A 14,756-nucleotide genomic window follows, 5' to 3' on the forward strand; every position below is an offset into this window, starting at 1 on the left:
TAAGGGAGGGAAAGAACATGGAAAAAGGCTATATTTTAAAAATAATAATAATTTGCACTATTTTAATTGTAGGATTTTTTATTATGTTTAATAGTTCTTTTTTAGATGCCTCTAAAATAATATCTAAAAATAATATTAGAGATACGAAGAGTCCTATAAATATCAGCAAAAATTCTAACAATTTAAAATTTTTATGGGCATATCAATTACAAAATGCAGATATTGATGAAATAGCAAACTCAAACTTTACTTTAATTGTTATAGATTATTCAAAAGATGGAACTGAAAATGGGAAATATAGCAAAGAAGAGATAGAAAAACTTAAACAAAGTGGGAAAATACCTATAGCTTATATCAGCATTGGAGAAGCTGAAGATTACAGATTTTATTGGGATAATGAATGGCTAAAAAATCCACCAGAGTGGTTAGGAGAAGAAAATGAGGAATGGAGAGGATGTTATGCTGTAAAATATTGGCATCCGGAGTGGAAGAAAATAATTTTTAGATATTTAGATAAAATTATTCAGCAAGGATTCTGTGGAGTTTATTTAGATAAGGTTGATGAGTTTGAATATTGGGCAGAAAATGGCTATGATGAAGATTTCACAGCAAAACAGATGATTAAATTTATAGTTGAGATAGCCGGTTATTGCAGAAACAAAACAAATAGTTACTTTATGATAATTCCACAAAATGGTGAAAGATTATTGAAGTACGATAAACATGGAAAGTTATTAAATACAGTTTCTGGATGGGCTGTTGAAGATTTGTTTTATGACAAAACAGAGAAAAAATCAGATGAAGAAATTAAAGAAAGAACCAAATATTTAGATAAAGTAAAAAATTCTAAAAAATTTGTTTTAGTTGTTGATTACGTTGATGATGGAACAAAAACAAATGAAAATCTGAAGAGAGTTAAAGATTTTATTAATAAAAGTTTAAATTATGGCTGTATTCCTTATGTTGCTAAATCCGATAGAGAGTTGGATGAGCTAAATACATGGTGGCTAAAATTGATGAATTAATTTTTATTTTCTTTCTTTTTCTTATAGAGCTTCCAAACTCTACAGAATGAGCAGATTCTTCCAGCAGAAGTCATTCCGCAGATTTCACACTCTCTAAACTGGAAATCCTCTTCCTCAACTTTAAATAGATGCCTATTCTTCATATAGCCAGATAGGAATTGATACTTAATGCCCGGCCTTTCCTTCTCCAACTCATTTAAATAAGCTCTATGTTTTAAAGTTATTGCTTTCTCTGCATATTTACATTCAACGGTTGTATATGGGATATTTTCGGCCTCAGCATACTTTAAAATCAACTCCTCCTCAATCTCAAAGAATATCTTAACCTTCTTTAAAAATTTATCATGGGCTGGAAGAACTGGCTCATGCTTAGCCAAATATCTAATATTCCAATTCAAAATATTATTTAAGATAAAAGATACCTCATCATCCAAGTTATGCCCAGTAACAATAACATCAAACCCATTTTCATAACCAAATCTATTCATCAAATACCTCTTAGTTATTCCACAGATTGAGCACTTCTTTCCCCTAATATCCTCCATGGTTTTTCCAGTAATGTCTTTTAAATTAACAACATGTAGAGGAACTTCCAATTTTTCAGCTAACTCATTTACAGCCTTTAAGGATTCTTCAGAAAAGCCTTTAATCCCCAAATTTATGTGGAATAGCTCAATATTGTAGCCAAGCTTTTTCAAAACCCATGCTGCTGCATGCCCATCCTTACCTCCAGAAACAGCAACTAAGATTTTTTCGTCTTTATCTATCATCTTATACTTTTCTATGGATTTTTTAACCTTATCTTCAAAGTATTCAACAAAATGCTCTTTGCATAGATACATCTTTGGAGATTTTAGCTTTATGTAGCTATCTTTATCACAAAATTTGCATTTAGCCATTGTTTTCACCGCGATTTTTATTTTTATTAATAATTTTTTTAATTTTTTGTTAATAGTAATTAGCAGTTGGCTTAAATGCTATACAATATAAAGGACTGTTGCGTATATGATGTCTTTGGCATCAATAGTATTTTTATAATATATAAACTGTGAAAGTTCTAAAAAAATAGAACTCTATTTTAAGAGTAAAGTTTATATACTACCAAAATAATGGTAAATTACACCTAAAATGTCACACAAAATAGAGTTCTATTTTGAGATGAAAACATGAGGAATCCCATAATAGATGTAGGAGCTAAGGAATTGAGCTATGAAATTAGAGAGATTGTAGATGTGGCCAAAAAAATAGAGGAGTTTGGAATAAACATAACATGGGAAAATATAGGAGACCCTGTAGCTAAAGGAGAAAAAATCCCAGACTGGATTAAAGATATTATAGCAGAGATAGTTAAAAACGACAACTCCTATGCTTACTGCCCTACTAAGGGTTTAGTTGAAACGAGAGAATTCTTAGCTGAACAGACAAACAAAAGAGGAGGAGTTCAGATAACTGCTGAAGACATCATATTCTTTAATGGATTAGGAGATGCCATAGCAAAGATTTATGGTTTATTAAAAAGGCAGATTAGGGTTATAAACCCCTCTCCATCATACTCAACCCATTCTTCTGCAGAGGCATCTCACGCTGGCTCTCTTCCAGTAACATACTTCTTAGACCCTTACAATTATTGGTATCCAGATATTGATGATTTGGAGAAGAGGATTAAATACAACCCAGCAGTTAGTGGGATTTTAGTTATAAATCCTGATAACCCAACTGGAGCAGTATATCCAAAAAAAATCTTAGATGAAATTGTTGATTTAGCTAATGAATACGATTTATTCATTATCTGCGATGAAATATACTGTAACTTAGTTTATAATGGAAGGAAACAGCATTTGCTGTGTGAGGTTATAGATGATGTCTGCGGTTTATCATTAAAGGGCATATCAAAAGAGCTCCCATGGCCAGGGGCAAGATGTGGATGGATAGAGGTTTATAACGCTGATAAGGATGAGGAATTTAAAAGATATGTTGAAAGCATTTACAAAGCCAAGTTGATAGAGGTTTGTTCCACTACTCTACCTCAAATGGCAATTCCAAGGATAATGGGGCATAGAAATTATAAAAAATATTTAAATGAGAGGAATAAGTTCTTTGAAAAAAGGTCAAACACTGCTTATAAAAAATTAAAGGATTTAGAGGGTATTATAGCAAACAGAACCAATGGAGCTTTCTATATGTCTGTTGTATTTGAAGACAGCTATTTAAATGGGAATAACTCAATAAAAATAGAGAATGAAAAACTAAAAGAGTTTATAGAAAACCAAATAAAAGATGCATCTATAGATAAGAAGTTTGTTTATTATTTATTGGCTTCAACTGGTATCTGTGTTGTTCCTCTAACCTCATTCTGCTCTCAACTTAATGGATTTAGAGTTACTTTGTTGGAGAGGGATGATGAAAAGTTTGAGTGGATATTTGATACCTTAGCAGAAAAAATAGATGAATTTTTAAAGAATTAATCTCTCAAATGCCTATAAAACCATGGTTCTTCATAATTTTTTAAATTTCTGACATAGGGGCAATCTTTTGGAAAAACACCGGCTAAAATGCCTTCCATTACAGTTAAACATCCGTGTTTAAATCTATCTTTATAAACTTTACATAACTTAGTTTCTGGGTCTAAATGTTCGCAATATATTACCTCAACACCTTTCTCTGTCTTATAGGCATGCAATATACAACATCTCCCACATCTCTCACATAACTCATCTGGAAATAACTCTTCACTTATTTTTATCGCTCTATCTTTTTTAAACCTCAATGTATGCAAATTATCCCTCTTTGTAAGGTAGATAAAAATTGGATTAAAAACTGTCAAAGTAATATATAAAGATTTTGATGACAATTGTTAAATATTACTCACACCATTAGAATATCTAAAAATAAATTTTTATTGGGGGATTTTTATGTTCATGAGAGAAATTGAATTAAGAGGGCATATTATTGATAGCTTAATCCTACCAAAGGTTTTCGATAAAATTTTGGATATGGGTGGAGATTATAAAGTTTTGGAGTTTGAGATTGGTAAGAGGAAGATAGACCCAAGTTATGCAAAGATATTGGTTATTGGAAGGGATGAGAAGCATGTAGATGAAATTTTAAATGAGTTGAGAGATTTAGGAGCTGAAATTCCAGAGATTGAAGAGGTTGAGTTACAACCAGCTGAGAAAGATATGGTTTTACCAGAGGGATTTTATTCAACTACCAATCATAAAACCTTTATTAGATTTAAAGGAAAGTGGATAGAGGTAGAGAATCAAAAAATGGATGGGGCTATCGTAGTTTATCCAGATGAAATGAGGGCTGAGGTAAAGACAATTAGAAATATCAAAAAAGGAGATTTGGTCGTTGTTGGGCATAAGGGAGTTAGGGTTATTCCTCCAGAGAAGCCAAGAGAAGCTGGAGGACTATTTGAATTTATGAAATCAGATGCATCCTCAGAGAAGCCAAAGGAAACAATTATTAGGAGGATAGCCAAAGAGATGTATGAAATTAGGGAAAAATATAGAAAAACTGGAGAAGGAGGAATTGTAGTTGTTGCAGGGCCAGCTATAATTCACACAGGAGCTGGATGGGCTTTGGCTAAGCTTATTAGGATGGGTTATGTTCAAGCTTTATTTGCTGGAAATGCATTAGCTACTCACGATATAGAGAGCGTTTTATATGGCACATCCTTAGGGGTTGATTTAAAGACAGGAAGAAGTGTTCCAGGAGGGCATAGCCATCACTTAAGGGCTATAAATACAATAATGAGGGCTGGGAGTATAAAGAATGCTGTAGAGCAGGGAATTTTAAAAGAGGGAGTTATGTATGAGTGTATAAAAAACAACATCCCCTATGTCTTAGCTGGAAGTATAAGAGATGACGGGCCGTTACCAGATGTTATTACCGATGTTGTTAAAGCTCAGGAAATGATGAGGGAACTTTTAAAAGGAAAGGATATGGTTCTAATGCTATCTACTATGCTACACTCAATAGCTACTGGGAATTTGTTGCCTTCATGGGTTAAAACTATCTGCGTTGATATAAATCCAGCAGTTGTAACAAAGCTGATGGATAGAGGGACTTCTCAAGCTTTAGGAGTGGTTACTGATGTTGGTGTCTTTTTACCAATGTTGGTTGAAGAATTGGAAAAATTAGAGAAAGAAAATAAAAAAGAAGGAAATAGAGGAGGAGAGGATGAGAACTGAATATTCAAAAGATTTGATAAGAAAGGGGATTTCAACTATCTCTCAATTAAAAAAAGCTAAGGTAAAGGTAGAGAAAGCTGATAAAAAAATATCTTACAAAGATGCAAAGCCAGGAAAGATAGATGTTGGTGAGTTTAAAAAGGCAGTTTATTTGTTGATTGAGGCGGATGACTTCTTATATAAAAAAGCTCCAAAACATGAATTAAATGAAGAGGAAGCTAAAGAATTCTGCAAACTAATTATAAAATGCCAAGAGCATTTAAATAAAGTTCTATCTAACTTTGGATTTGAGTTTGAAGAAAAGGAGATTAGTGAAGATGCGTTATACATTGTCTCAAATAAAAAGTTATTCAGAAAGCTTAAAAACAAAAATCCTAATTTAAAAGTTGTATGCACTGAGGGAATGTTGGATATAGAGGATATGAAAGCCATTGGAGTTCCAGAAAAAGCTTTGGAAGGATTGAAGAAAAAGGTTGAAATAGCAAGGAAGAATGTTGAGAGATTTATAGAGAAGTATAAACCAGATAAGATTTTTGTTGTGGTTGAGGATGATAAAGATGAACTCCTCTATTTGAGAGCTAAAAATCTTTATAATGCTGAAAAATTAGATGCTGATGAAATTTTAGATTAAATTTCGGTGGAATAATGAATTTGCAGAATGATATTATTGTGAGGGGAAAATCCTATGAGATGCCATTTTCAAAGGGTATTTTAGCAAGGTCTTTAACTGCTGCAGGTTTAAAACCAAGTATTGCCTATAGAATAGCTTGGGACATCTATGAAATGCTAAAAAAAGAGAATATCAGAGTTATAGATAAAGCTGATTTGAGGAGAAGAGTTTATTATTACCTAATTTCAAAAAATTACGATGAAGTTGCTAAAAAATATCTACTATGGAGAATGGTCTTAGATAGGAGGCCAATAGTTATCCTAATTGGTGGAGCGAGTGGGGTTGGAACTTCAACTATTGCCTTTGAGATTGCCTCAAGATTGGGGATTCCAAGCGTTATTGGAACTGATTCCATAAGGGAGATTATGAGGAAAGTCATATCAAGAGATTTAATTCCAACTCTCTATGAATCAAGTTATACAGCCTGGAAGGTTTTGAGGGATGATGAGGGCAACAAATACATTAAAGGGTTTGAGAGGCACTCTGAGGCAGTATTAACTGGGGTGGAGGGGCTTATAGATAGATGTTTGGTTGAAGGGCAGAGTGTAATTATTGAGGGAACTCACTTAATTCCAACATTATTAAAGGATAAATATTTGGAGAACTCTCACATCGTCTTTATTATGCTAACAATTTATAATGAGGAGTTACATAAAATGAGGTTCTATGCAAGGGGAAGGGTTTCGAGGAGACCTACTGAGAGGTATCTAAAATACTTTAAAATCATTAGAATGATAAACGATTATATGGTTGAAACGGCAAAGAAAAAAGGTGTCCCAGTTGTTGAGAACATAAATATTAGTGAAACTGTTGATAAGTGCCTAAATATAATTACTGAGAGATTAAAAACAATGATTGAGTTGGAGGGTTTGAGTGAGGAAGATATGTTAGAGGAAAATTTATAACAGAAAGATGATAAAATGAACAAAAATATTTTTATTGAAGTTCTTTTAATTTCTATCGTTATAATTTTTGGAATCTACTTTAATTTATCAAATTTTAGTTTTAAAGAGATAGAAATAAATAAAAGCACGATTCTGGATATTTAAAAATAAAGAAGCATTTAAGGAGTTTTACAATAAAATGCTCAAAGAATATGGAAATAAATCCTATACTGATGAAAATCCAAAACTCAAATATTACAATATATCCAGAACAGTGGATTTTTCAGTGGAGAAGTATGATAATGATGTTGTTTTAGTTAAAGAGCATATAAAATATAAAAAGGATATTGTGAAAATAAATGTTTCTATGGGTTAAAATATGGGGATTTGCAGACTAACAAAAAAAGATATTGAGGGGATTTTTCACATTTTGGGAGGCATTATACAAATTATTGGAGTGTTTACATTAGTCCCTTGCATAGTTTCAATATATTATGATGAGAATACTCTTTTAGATTTTTTAATTCCAGGGCTGTTTTTTACTATTTTTGGTTTTATTTTAAAAAGGATTACCAAGCCAAGAGTTTTAAAATTACATCATACTATGGTTGCTTCTGCATTATCCTGGTTAATTGCCTCTTTTATAGGGGCCATACCTTTATACTTATCCATACATTATTTTTCTTATGTTGATGCAGTTTATGAAAGCATGTCTGCCTGGACAACAACAGGAATGACTTTAATTCCAAATGTTGAAGTTTTACCAAAATCTATTTTATTTTGGAGGAGCTTTCAGCAGTGGATTGGTGGAGTTGGGATATTGGTTTTATCAGCATTAGTTTTAGCAAGGTCTGGGACTGTTGCATATTTGTTATATACATCTGAGGCAAGACAGGAGAGAATAATGCCAAGTGCCATAGGAACAATAAAAACCATCATTTGGATTTATGTTCTATATACTATTTTAGGAGTTCTTTTATTGTATTTATCTGGATTAAGTTTTTGGGATGCTTTAAATTTGACGATGACAGGTATTAGTACTGGAGGAATGAGTATAAGCAATTATAGCTTTCCATATAACGATTTCGCTAAAATTGTTATGATTGGTATAATGATGGTTGGAGGAGTTATCTCCTTTTCTATTCACCATAGAATATTAACTGGGAAGTATTTTAATGATATTCAAACAAAGTATGCGTTAATTATCATACCAATCATTTCTATAATTATCTCAATAAAAGATAAAGTTCCAATAATTGATTCTCTTTTTACTGTAGTTTCAGCAATGACATCAACTGGATTCACCACTATAAATATAGGCAATCTTTCAGCTCTATCTCTATTTTTAATCATCTTTTTAATGCTGATTGGTGGAGGAGCAGGAACAACAACTGGAGGGGTTAAGATAATAAGATTTTTAGTTATACTAAAAGCCCTCTGGTATGAAATAAAAGAAATTATATATCCAAAATCAGCTGTAATCCATGAACACCTTAATGGTATTGATTTAGATTATAATATAGTTAGAGAAGCATTTGTCGTATTCTTTTTATACTGTTTATCTTCGTTCTTAACAGCTTTAATATTTATAGCTTTGGGATATAGCCCTTATGATTCAATATTCGATGCCATTTCTTTTACTTCAAATATAGGCATATCTTTGGGAGTGGTTACCTTAAAAACTCCAATAATTGGAAAAATAGCTGGAATTATAGCTATGTGGATTGGTAGATTAGAAATCATCCCAGTACTTGTTTTATTTGCCACATTGTATTTAAATTTAGAAAAAACTATTAATAAGCGAAAGAAAACCCATTAAAACTTTTTAGAATTAGAATTTTTTATTACTTTTTAATACTAGTTGAAAAATTTTCTCGGGATTTTTTCTCTTTTAGTATTACTAATTTAAATAGTTTATTATATATTTAAATGTGTGAGTATTACTAAGTAGAAGATAAAAATAGCTTTTTAATTTTTTGATTTTAATGGTTTAAAAAGAGAATATCCTCCAAGAGGTCTGATTTTAACTCAAAATTACTTGAAGAATATAACCTTAAAGTTAGCATGTTTCCATCCTCCAAGAGGTCTGATTTTAACATTTTTAAAGGAGATGTAAGGATTACGGCACGAAAACAATTTCCATCCTCCTCCAAGAGGTCTGATTTTAACATAGATGATGTTCCTTCTGGAATGCCACAAGATATATTTGAGTTTCCATCCTCCAAGAGGTCTGATTTTAACCATTTTAGAAAATTATTTACTAATCTTTTAGCTTATAAGTTTCCATCCTCCAAGAGGTCTTATTTTAACTATTCAAGAAATAATAAAGAGGAGTTTGAGACACTAGTTTCCATCCTCCAAGAGGTCTTATTTTAACTTGCTCGGGGTGAAAGAATGAAGTTAGATGTAATAAGTTTCCATCCTCCAAGAGGTCTTATTTTAACAGGGCAATCATTCACAATTAATTTTTTATTGTTCTTCTAATATTTAAGCTTTTCGGAACCATATTTTTCTAAGGGCAAATAACTACCTTTATTTATAAACCCAACGCTATATAAGCTTTTCCATCATCAATAAAATAGAGCATTTTTATCTTTCTAAATTTGAAGATTCGACTTATTAGTTAGAGAATTCTTATTTAGCCAATTATCCAATCTTAAATTTTAAAAATCTGAATAATTTAATTAACATAAATATTTAAAATAATCAAATCACTATACCCTTAGAAATTAAATAAAAACCCTCTAAATAAGAAAATTTAGATTTTAAAATAATTAAAATTAAATAATGTGATTTATGTGGTTTGGTTCTTCTCCTTCCATTCTTTTAATATCTTATTCCAGTTTTTCCTTAAGAAGTCACCAACTTGGGACGAATCTCTTGTTCCAACAACACAGGTCCAACCAGTTTTATCTTCAATATCTCCCCTTGTAGAAGCTGCTAATGCTGGTAATATTATTATCCTATGGCTAACTTTATCAGCGATTCCTGTTTCTTCAATTAATTTTTTGGCGTTTTCACCATTATACTGCCCTCCTGCAACTGAGACATCAACTGCCCTTCCTCCTGTGTCCATCACTAATAGCCAGCAGGTAACGTTATCTTTCTCAAAGTCTCCTGTAACTGTATAGAATGTTAATGAAAAGTTAGTTGTTAATATAACTGGGCTGTTCTCATCTGGATTACCGATTGGATACAATCCTGGCTCAACTGCTTGTGGTTTTCTTGGGTCAGTGTAGATGCACTGTCTCAATGTTAATACTGGCATTAGCTCCCATATATCTGTTCCATGCATAATTAAGGCATCTGCATATCTATTCATCAACGTATTGGCTATTGTAGCTTCAAACATCTTAGCTACAACCTCTTTATCCTCAAAAAATCCAGATATTGGGCATTCATTATTTAAAGCGTAATAATAAGCGTTAATTGGCAAATTCAATATTGGAAAGCCTAAGTATTTATCCTCCTTCTCAATGGCACTTCTTCTAATCATCACATTCAAATCTAATGTTTCAGCAATATTCTCTGGGTAAGTGTGAGGTTCTAAAACCAAATCTTCAATACCATTAGCTAAGCACTTTGCAGCCATGTTCTTTAAATCTTTAACATTATTTGATGATAACACCAAAACAACATCTTTTTTAAGCTCTTTAATGGCTTTTATGAAGTCATTTAATGTCTCTTTTGTTGCAGCATAAACCATTGGTTTTGATTTAACAACCTTTAAAGCTTCTTTTATAACCTCTGGATTTAGGGAGGCGATACAGATAGGCATCTTTGTTTCTTTCTCAACTATCTCTATAGCTTTTTTGAATTTCTCAACATCTCCGGAAGCATTTCTTATAACAATAAAGTCTAATTTTAGTTTTTCTCCGGTTCTTTCAAATACAAAGTTCTCTATCTCTTTAGCCCTATTTTTAATTTCTTCTTCACTCAACTCATCGCTAATATCAATACCAATTGGTGTAGGGTTGAAGAACGATAACTGATATCTATACATTACTTCGTCTCCACCCATAACTGCCTTTCTTTCTTCATTTCCAAACCATACTTCCTTTACAGGTGGAGAGATGAGCTCTATAATCTTCTTTTTATTTTTTTCAAATTTTGGTGTATTTAGAATTGGACATTGGTCAATTGTAACTTCTTTCTCCAACAATTTTGTAGCAAATGCCATACAAGATGGCTGACCACATTTTTTACAGTTTGTTTTTGGTAATAACTTATAAATATCCATTGCACTAACTTTTTTAGGCATTTTATCACCTTTAAATTAATAAAAATTTATGCTTTTGCTGTAATCCACTCGTAGTTATTGGTGTTTAGCTTAACCTCTCCAGGTTTAGTCGTTAGTGTTTTTCCAATCTCTTTTAGGGTTTTAACTGATATTGGATTGAGCATCATGAACAAATCAACTCCACACATCATCATTGTAATTCCAGTTGTTATCTCCCATAATGGTAATCTATACTCTCTTGGTCCCCACTCTTTGTTGGCCATCCATGCCTCTCTTGCTCCAATAGCATTTGTTGTTCCAGAAGACATTGGCATATTAACTAATTCATCCCCTTTCAATCCATTCAACCTCAATCTAACCATCGCATTAATCGAAAACTCTATTCCATAACCTAAAGCACATGTTGTTGGATCCATAACTATCCTATTTGGGTCTAAACCAGCTTCAACTAACTTTCTATTTAAATCTCTTGCCATGTTTGGATCCATAATACTCCATGCCAATACATTATGGTCGTATTTCATAGCTGCATCAACAATTTTTTTATAATCCAACTCCAAGTTTGCTGAAGCTAATAAACATCTATCTCCTTCTGCAACTTCAGCACACGCCTCTAAAACTAACGGGTCTTTTTGAGGATTTCCACTACCTCCAATAACAAATGGAACGTCAACTGCCTGCAATAAATCTTCCATTAATTTTGCAGCTTCTTTTGGGCTCTTATCTTTAATTTTTGGGTCTGTTGAAATGTGGTGGATTGTTATCATATCTGCCCCAAATTCTTTAACACACTTCTTTGCCCATTCGCATGGGTCTTCCATAACATCTTGGAAAAATTCTCTAATTGGTTTTGGTAGTCCAGGCATTGGGATATCGAATATATCGAATGTAACAACTGGAGGGTTTGGTTGTGGTTCTTCAAATCTGTATAAAGCTTTTTGCCCTCCGATTTTTACAACTTTTCCTCTTCCTCCCTCTGATTTTGGTTTTCCAAATTGGACTTCTCTTATATAACCCGGATATTTTTCAACTGGAGGTTCCCAATCTAACTCTGGGACATCTTTAATTTCTATAATTCCTTCGTCAGCTAATTTCTCTTTTATTGATGGTGTTTGAGGGATAACTATTGGCGGAGCTGATGGAATATTTATGATTAATTCATCTGCTGTAATTGTTATGTTTTCAATTTCAATTCTACCAACTTTTTCGATGATTTTTATTAAAGCATTTAAATCCATAACCTCACCCAATCTGTCATTATAAATCATTATAGATTAAAATTAAGTTATTGCAAAACTTCATATATAAACATTATTATTTCAATTTCTTAAAGGAAAATTTTCAAAAAATAAAGAATATTTTAGTTTATCTTAAGATTGCCAAAGGATATTTGTTATTAGATATCTTAATAGCTACATCATAATTTGTATGAAAAACTTTTATATATTTTTGGTGTCTATCAATAATACTACTCATTATGTGGCGCGGGGTACCGGGCTTGGTAGCCCGGGGCGGACTTCAGATCCGTCGAGGGCGAGAGCCCTCGGGGTTCGATTCCCCCCCTGCGCCGTTATATTTTTTGTGAGATTATGGAAAAAGTATATTCAAAATTTGGGAGAATTGAAGATTTAAAAGAAATTATTTCTGGATTGGCTGATTTTACGGGAATTATTAGAATAGATAATGCTCTTTTATATTATATTAACTCAAAACTTATCTCATCAAAGCTAAATGGTAGAGAAAAAAGTTTAGAGGAGATATTTTCACAAATTCCAGAGGAATTTTTGATAGAGATTTATCAAGGGAATGAAGAGGAAGTGAAAACTGCTCTTAGAAATTTTAAACCAGATAAGCCCATTGTTGAAATTTCTAAGCTAAGTTTGGTTTTTGAAGATGAAGTTATTTTGAATTCTTATAATGATATATTCAAATATTTAACTTACATAAATAAAGTTATTTTTATGCCAAAAAGATTCAAAAATGAAAAGGCAGTGATTATTTACAAAAACAAAAAAGAAGTTTTTGCCGTATATTTTGGAAAGAAAACATTGTTTGGAAAAAGAGCAATTAGCAAACTAAAAACAACATTTGCCGTGAGTGAGATAAGTGCAAAAATTGAGAGAACATCTGATAAAGAGTTAAATTCTTTAAAAAATCAATACCCCAAAGGCGTTTTATTGTTTGGAGAATCAATTAATGATGTTGTTAAGAAGATAACAGCCCAGAAAAAACCAGAGATTTTAGAAAATGCCTCATTAATTGATGCCCTATCTTACGGAACATGTTTAATTAAGATTGAAGGCAGTGAAATCGGATACATTATAGCTAAAGATGGAAAGCCAGTGTATGCATTTTTAAATGAATATGATGGAGATAAAAGCTACAGATTGCTAAAGAGTATGTGTATAGTTGAAGATGTTAAATATTACATTTATAAGTTATCAAAAGAGGAGTATGATATGTTTAAATCATTTGAAGAAAATAGGATAACAACATCTTAATCTTTGTCTATCATTTTTATAGCCATTTCATAGGCTTTCTTTAAATCCCCAGTTTCTAAGATGCATTTTTCAGCAATATCTTTTGGAATACCTTTTTTAACAAAGACATCTACTGCCTCTTTAAAAAACTGACTATTTTTTATAATTTCCTCAGCAAGCTCTTTTTTTAGCTCCATGTATTCATCAGGGCTTATGTTATTTTTAGCAAGCTCATAATCTCTATAAGGGCAAGGTTTTGTTATTTTGCAACACCACACTAAACTACCAAAGCAAGTGTTTTCCCCTAAGCCGAGTTTTGTTCTTTTTCCAAACTCTTCTTTTATTCTTATAAACTCCTCTGGAGACATTTTCAATATAGCTAAAGCTTTATGGATAGGACAGTATTTTATAGGAGGACAGCAGAAGGCTAAACCTCTCAAATCTCCTCCTCTACATATATGTGAAGGAGCATTCTCCCAGCCCATAATTTCACCTTATCATTTCTTTTATTTTTTCAATAACTTTATCAATACTTTCTTTTAGAATTTTCTCTCCAAGTTCTTTATCTAACTTAACTCCAAACTTTTCAACGACTTTTGCCTCTTCATCTATTGCTTTATTGTTTTCTCTTGCCTCTTTTAATCCGACCATACCAACCTCTGGGTATTTGTTAAAGTTGTTGTGCTCTTTCAAAGTTTCTTTATCAGCTTTAGCTATCCCCATAACATAACCAACAGAAACCTCCTCAGTTGAGGCGTGAGTAAAGGTTATATTTATCATCTCAACCTTTACATCAAACTCATACTCCAAATCTTTTAAAAAACTTTCAACTAATACATTCCCTCCATGACAATTGACTATCAAAAACTTCTCTATACCAATTTTCTTACCCTCATTTATCAAAAACCTCAAATAGCTATAAACATCCTCTGGTTTGTTGTGAATGCCGTGTTTAACATACTCATATTCAGTTGATGGAATAACAACTCCCAAAAACTTAGCTCCAGTTAAAATAGATGCCTTTAAAGCTATATAGGAGGCTATCTTTATATCAGTGTCTATTGGCAAAACAGCTCCATGGTTTTCTAAGAACGAGCCAAGGGCTATAATTCCTATTTTATGAACTTTTTCGTTCAATATATTGCCAGATGATAATCTAAGTTGCATGTTATCCCAATATATCATTAAATCTCATACATAAAGGTTATATTACACATTTTATATTTAAATATAAATATTCTCTCATCATGTTAGAAATTGG

At 32.1% G+C, this 14,756-nt stretch carries 14 protein-coding genes, 1 tRNA gene and 1 CRISPR repeat array; of the genes, 9 read left to right on the top strand and 6 right to left on the bottom strand.

Annotated elements, in window-relative coordinates; genetic code table 11:
* Nucleotides 1–17: 17 nt before the first annotated feature.
* The gene (locus tag MFS40622_RS04870; protein WP_012980565.1) at nucleotides 18–1,025 is read left to right on the top strand and encodes an MJ1477/TM1410 family putative glycoside hydrolase; all 1,008 of its coding nucleotides are present in this window, start codon (nucleotides 18–20) and stop codon (nucleotides 1,023–1,025) included.
* Here the strand turns inward: MFS40622_RS04870 and MFS40622_RS04875 are convergent.
* Nucleotides 1,022–1,924: a TIGR00269 family protein gene (locus MFS40622_RS04875; RefSeq protein WP_012980566.1), complete on the bottom strand. Its 903-nt coding sequence runs from the start codon at nucleotides 1,922–1,924 to the stop codon at nucleotides 1,022–1,024. The genes MFS40622_RS04870 and MFS40622_RS04875 overlap by 4 nt on opposite strands.
* A gap of 267 nt (nucleotides 1,925–2,191) precedes the next feature.
* Here MFS40622_RS04875 and MFS40622_RS04880 point away from each other — a divergent pair, with 267 nt between their 5' ends.
* Nucleotides 2,192–3,490 (top strand): pyridoxal phosphate-dependent aminotransferase, encoded by a 1,299-nt coding sequence (locus MFS40622_RS04880; protein WP_012980567.1) that lies wholly within the window; start codon nucleotides 2,192–2,194, stop codon nucleotides 3,488–3,490.
* On the opposite strand, the gene MFS40622_RS04885 is transcribed toward MFS40622_RS04880, so the two are convergent.
* Entirely contained in the window at nucleotides 3,487–3,801 is a 315-nt protein-coding gene (locus tag MFS40622_RS04885) for a hypothetical protein (RefSeq protein WP_012980568.1), read from the bottom strand. The genes MFS40622_RS04880 and MFS40622_RS04885 overlap by 4 nt on opposite strands.
* 136 nt (nucleotides 3,802–3,937) lie before the next feature.
* Between MFS40622_RS04885 and MFS40622_RS04890 the strand changes: the two genes are divergently transcribed.
* The 5 genes from MFS40622_RS04890 (at nucleotide 3,938) to MFS40622_RS04905 (ending at nucleotide 8,594) form a co-directional block, all read left to right on the top strand.
* Complete coding sequence (locus MFS40622_RS04890) at nucleotides 3,938–5,221, top strand: TIGR00300 family protein (protein ID WP_012980569.1); 1,284 nt, start codon at nucleotides 3,938–3,940, stop codon at nucleotides 5,219–5,221.
* On the top strand, nucleotides 5,211–5,852 hold the full coding sequence (locus MFS40622_RS04895) for a DUF2100 domain-containing protein (protein ID WP_012980570.1): 642 nt from the start codon (nucleotides 5,211–5,213) through the stop codon (nucleotides 5,850–5,852). Before MFS40622_RS04890 ends, MFS40622_RS04895 begins: the two co-directional genes overlap by 11 nt.
* A 14-nt stretch (nucleotides 5,853–5,866) precedes the next feature.
* Entirely contained in the window at nucleotides 5,867–6,796 is a 930-nt protein-coding gene (locus MFS40622_RS04900; protein ID WP_012980571.1) for a 2-phosphoglycerate kinase, read from the top strand.
* A gap of 178 nt (nucleotides 6,797–6,974) precedes the next feature.
* A complete protein-coding gene (locus MFS40622_RS09465) occupies nucleotides 6,975–7,151 on the top strand; it encodes a hypothetical protein (protein ID WP_012980572.1) in 177 nt (58 codons plus the stop codon).
* A gap of 3 nt (nucleotides 7,152–7,154) precedes the next feature.
* Entirely contained in the window at nucleotides 7,155–8,594 is a 1,440-nt protein-coding gene (locus tag MFS40622_RS04905) for a TrkH family potassium uptake protein (protein ID WP_012980573.1), read from the top strand.
* 183 nt (nucleotides 8,595–8,777) lie between these two features.
* Nucleotides 8,778–9,219: a CRISPR direct-repeat array (repeat unit 26 nt; unit sequence CATCCTCCAAGAGGTCTTATTTTAAC).
* Between the two features lie 350 nt (nucleotides 9,220–9,569).
* On the opposite strand, the gene acsC is transcribed toward MFS40622_RS04905, so the two are convergent.
* The gene (gene acsC, locus MFS40622_RS04910; RefSeq protein ID WP_012980574.1) at nucleotides 9,570–11,036 is read right to left on the bottom strand and encodes an acetyl-CoA decarbonylase/synthase complex subunit gamma; all 1,467 of its coding nucleotides are present in this window, start codon (nucleotides 11,034–11,036) and stop codon (nucleotides 9,570–9,572) included.
* A gap of 26 nt (nucleotides 11,037–11,062) precedes the next feature.
* Nucleotides 11,063–12,283, bottom strand: coding sequence for a CO dehydrogenase/acetyl-CoA synthase subunit delta (cdhD, locus tag MFS40622_RS04915; protein WP_012980575.1), 1,221 nt, complete (start codon nucleotides 12,281–12,283; stop codon nucleotides 11,063–11,065).
* Nucleotides 12,284–12,496: 213 nt separating this feature from the next.
* Between cdhD and MFS40622_RS04920 the strand changes: the two genes are divergently transcribed.
* Both MFS40622_RS04920 and MFS40622_RS04925 read left to right on the top strand, forming a co-directional pair.
* Nucleotides 12,497–12,585, top strand: a tRNA-Sec gene (locus MFS40622_RS04920).
* Between the two features lie 19 nt (nucleotides 12,586–12,604).
* Nucleotides 12,605–13,516 (top strand): hypothetical protein, encoded by a 912-nt coding sequence (locus MFS40622_RS04925; RefSeq protein WP_012980576.1) that lies wholly within the window; start codon nucleotides 12,605–12,607, stop codon nucleotides 13,514–13,516.
* Here MFS40622_RS04925 and MFS40622_RS04930 read toward each other — a convergent pair.
* Together MFS40622_RS04930 and arfB are read right to left on the bottom strand one after the other, a co-directional pair.
* The gene (locus MFS40622_RS04930) at nucleotides 13,513–13,980 is read right to left on the bottom strand and encodes a methanogenesis marker 9 domain-containing protein (RefSeq protein WP_012980577.1); all 468 of its coding nucleotides are present in this window, start codon (nucleotides 13,978–13,980) and stop codon (nucleotides 13,513–13,515) included. The two genes, MFS40622_RS04925 and MFS40622_RS04930, sit on opposite strands and share 4 nt — an antisense overlap.
* Before the next feature lie 4 nt (nucleotides 13,981–13,984).
* Nucleotides 13,985–14,662 (bottom strand): 2-amino-5-formylamino-6-ribosylaminopyrimidin-4(3H)-one 5'-monophosphate deformylase, encoded by a 678-nt coding sequence (arfB, locus tag MFS40622_RS04935; RefSeq protein ID WP_048197477.1) that lies wholly within the window; start codon nucleotides 14,660–14,662, stop codon nucleotides 13,985–13,987.
* Nucleotides 14,663–14,756 lie beyond the last annotated feature (94 nt).

It is taken from the genome of Methanocaldococcus sp. FS406-22, from assembly GCF_000025525.1.
Taxonomy (GTDB): Archaea; AGJL01; Methanococci; order Methanococcales; family Methanocaldococcaceae; genus Methanocaldococcus.